The sequence below is a fragment of the Candidatus Megaera venefica genome (genome assembly GCF_034554655.1).
GTDB lineage: Bacteria > Pseudomonadota > Alphaproteobacteria > Rickettsiales > Rickettsiaceae > Megaera_A > Megaera_A venefica.
Genome location: NZ_JARJFB010000212.1, coordinates 1 through 2,245, shown reverse-complemented (window position 1 = coordinate 2,245; position 2,245 = coordinate 1). Strand labels below are relative to the sequence as shown.

The following is a 2,245-nucleotide window of genomic DNA, read 5'->3' as shown; positions in this document are numbered from 1 at the left end:
CTATGGCTCATTTTATGATCAAATTCGAAGGGAGAATTTAAGTGCCTATAATCGAATTTACACAAATAGATGGAAAGGCTCTAGATAAAAAAGTTATGACGAATTAGAAGTATTGTTAGTTAGAGGCATTCTTGTAAAAGGGTTATCCTAAATTAAATTCAGGATAACCCGGCCACACTCGCGCAAGTTCTTCTCGTCATGACGTGATTTAATCACTTAATTCAATACGCTTAATATGGTACGGCTCAACTTAACAATAGTATAAATTTAACCTACCACAACTTTGTTTCGTCCTGTTTCTTTTGCTTCGTAGAGGGCTTTATCTACTCTATTGATAAAATCTTGAGCTGACTCGGAAGGTTGGAATTCAACGATACCGATTGATGTGGTTTTTTTAAGTGGTTGGCTATAGTCTGGTATTATAAAATCAATTGCTTCGATGTTAGCTCTAGTCTTTTCTGCAATTGCTATTCCCTGTTCAAGAGTTATGTTTCCTAAAAGAACCATAAATTCTTCACCACCATATCTAGCGATTAGGTCAGTTACTCTAAAGGAAGATTTTAATGTGTTGGTTAATGTTTTTAATACAGCGTCTCCGGCAGGGTGGCCATAAGTATCATTTACATCCTTAAAATGATCCATATCTAACATCATCAAACATAATTTTTGACCAGAAGTTTTAGCTTTTTCTGTCATTTGTTTTATATGGATATCAAAATATCTTCTGTTAAAAACTCCTGTAAGCCCATCTTTAGTTGATAAATCGAAACTTTCTTCAAGCTCAGATCTGAGGTCATCTTGATATTGTTTTCTCCGAAGTTGTGTTTTAACTCTCGCTTTTAGTTCACTCTTATCTACCGGGTATATAAAATAATCATTAATGCCCAGTTCCATGCCCTTTATAACCATTGGAATATTTTCTTCTTCTGCTAAAAGCATTATGACAGAGTTTTTAAATACTGGTTTTGACCTAAGCATTACACCTATTCTGAGTGGATCCTCTACATCCATTTGACAGCTAATTATTACTAAATCTGGTATGAATGATCCAAGAGAGTCTATTTCTTCAGGGGTTGAAAGGGATTGTACTTGTTGAGTCAGGTCGCTTAAGCTTGCTTTTATGTTCTTTACCTGAATCATGTCATCATCGAGTAATAAAATTTTGCTATCAGTAAAATTATCTTTAAGATCTACTACTTGGCCACCTAGCTCTTCATTAGTTTTATTTCTTAACTTAAGTTCGTCTATAACAGTTTTCATGCGGGTTAATGATTTAACCCTAGCAAATAGAGCTGTATCATTAATTGGCTTTGTCAGAAACTCATCTGCACCAGATTCTAACCCTTTTACTCGGTCTTCAATTTCTGAAAGGGCTGTAACCATTACTACTGGTATATGCGTTGTTTCAGGATTAGATTTTATATATTTACAAGTCTCAAAGCCATCCATTTCTGGCATCATGACGTCCAAAAGAACTATATCAACGCTATTCTGTCTGAGCAGTTCAAGAGCTTTTGCTCCACTGTTAGCGGATAAAACAGTATAGTATTCACTAAGTAATTTTGCCTCTAGCAATTTTACATTTGGTTCTAGGTCGTCCACTACTAGCACTGTTGCTGTCATAATTTACTCTTTTTTCGTAACTGAAGGGATAAACTTTTCAACTGCTTTAAAAAACTTATCAATAGATACTGGCTTAGATAAGTACATATCACAACCTGATTTGGAAATTTTTGCTTGATCAACTTTCATTGCAAAGGCTGTCACGGTTATTATGGGAATATGTTTAGTTTCTTGGTTTGCCTTTAGAGTTTGAATTAAATCAATTCCAGAAATGCCATTAAGATGAATGTCCATAAGAATAAGATCTGGTTTTGTGTCTTTGACGAGATCAATAATGTTAACACCATTTCTCGAAATAACCACCTCATGCTCTTGAATAGTAAGAAGGTCATGAAACAACTTCAAATTTAGTTCGTTATCTTCAACGATTAATACTCTACCCATATAATTTAAAACAACCCGTTTTACTGGAAGTGTTGCAGAACCAAAATCCCAATAGATAATATGATTGTATACTATAACAAAGTAAGGTTAATATAAATTTGATAAATAGGTTGAATTTTGATAGAATTAGAGCTATTAGCTTATTGCATTTTTATCATGATTTTAACTAGTCCATCCACCGAAACTCCCACAAGGCAACAAATATAAGGGTTGCAAGATAAAAAGCTTGGTCAAATCC

2 protein-coding genes are annotated in these 2,245 nt (G+C 34.1%); both read right to left on the bottom strand.

From position 1 onward, the window contains the following. Positions 1 to 267 precede the first annotated feature (267 nt). Positions 268 to 1,623 (bottom strand): PleD family two-component system response regulator, encoded by a 1,356-nt coding sequence (locus Megvenef_RS09035; protein ID WP_322777599.1) that lies wholly within the window; start codon positions 1,621 to 1,623, stop codon positions 268 to 270. A gap of 3 nt (positions 1,624 to 1,626) precedes the next feature. Beyond that, on the bottom strand, positions 1,627 to 2,007 hold the full coding sequence (locus tag Megvenef_RS09030; protein ID WP_322777598.1) for a response regulator: 381 nt from the start codon (positions 2,005 to 2,007) through the stop codon (positions 1,627 to 1,629). Between the last annotated feature and the right edge of the window lie 238 nt (positions 2,008 to 2,245).